The following is a 1,062-nucleotide window of genomic DNA, read 5'->3' as shown; positions in this document are numbered from 1 at the left end:
CGGTTCGACCTCATCGCCGGCACGTCTATCGGTGGCATCCTGGCGCTAGCGGTTGCTCTCGAGATTCCTGCGCAACGGATGGTGAAGCTGTTCGAAAAACACGGCGCAGAAATTTTTCGTAGGCGCTTTTCCGGCCGTGGCCTTTTTCGGTCCCAGTACAGCAGCCAACCACTGTTCAAGTACCTGTTGGGAGAGGAGGTGTTTGGTGAGCGACTCGTCGGCGAATGCCTGCACCCCGTCATTGTTCCTTCCATCAACTACACGCGCGGCCTGCCGGTAGTCTTCAAAACGCCTCATCACCCCGACTTCAAGACTGACCATCGTCATCGAGTGGTCGACGTCGCGATGGCAACTAGCGCGGCGCCAATAGTTTTCCCCCGCTACGTGTTCAACAACTGCCAGTACGTCGACGGCGGCCTGTTTGCGAATGCGCCAGGGCTGCTTGGTGTTCACGAAGCTTTCAAATTTTTGGGCGCCTCACGGGCTGAAGGGGATGTCGGCGTACTGTCAATTGGGACGATGTCGTCGAAATTCACAGTCAATCCGAAGCGGAATCGCGCTGGCGGAACCATCGATTGGGGTGGCTGGTGGCCGGTCAATGCACCCAAGCGACTTTTTGGCCTTGGGATTTCGGCGCAGGAAGCGATGAGCGACCACATGCTGCGCCACCAGTTTCCCAATGGGAACTACGTCCATATTGATGACGTACTCACCGACGAACGGTCGCAAGCCGTGGCGTTGGATAAAGCAGATGCTGCCGCCCGCGAGGTCCTGCTCGGGTCTGCGGCCGAGGCTGCCAAGGATTTCGTCGGCAGCGCGGCGTTTGGCAATTTCATGGACCACAATGCGCCCGTGCCGACCTACTACTACGGGCCACGTGTTAACAACCTGAAGGTGGCGTGATGCTGAAGCTGACTCGACTGTTTTACTCGACCGTCGCTAACGGGACCTTCGGGGATAATATCGAGGTTGAACCGGAGCAACGCCAGGTCTTGGTTGATTGCAAGAACAAGATTCGCGAGTACCTACGGCCCGCCATCGAAGAGGCGAGCACTGAAGTAC

Annotated in this window: 1 protein-coding gene; it reads left to right on the top strand. The window is 57.6% G+C overall.

Annotated elements, in window-relative coordinates; translation table 11 throughout:
* On the top strand, positions 1-903 hold a 903-nt coding region (locus tag AC1DKD_RS41480), incomplete at its 5' end, for a CBASS cGAMP-activated phospholipase (protein ID WP_477144769.1).
* Between the last annotated feature and the right edge of the window lie 159 nt (positions 904-1,062).

Source organism: Cupriavidus sp. 05T313 (genome assembly GCF_056396665.1).
The sequence above is the reverse complement of the archived record's forward strand: the minus strand, read 5'-3'. Positions and strand labels throughout refer to the sequence as shown.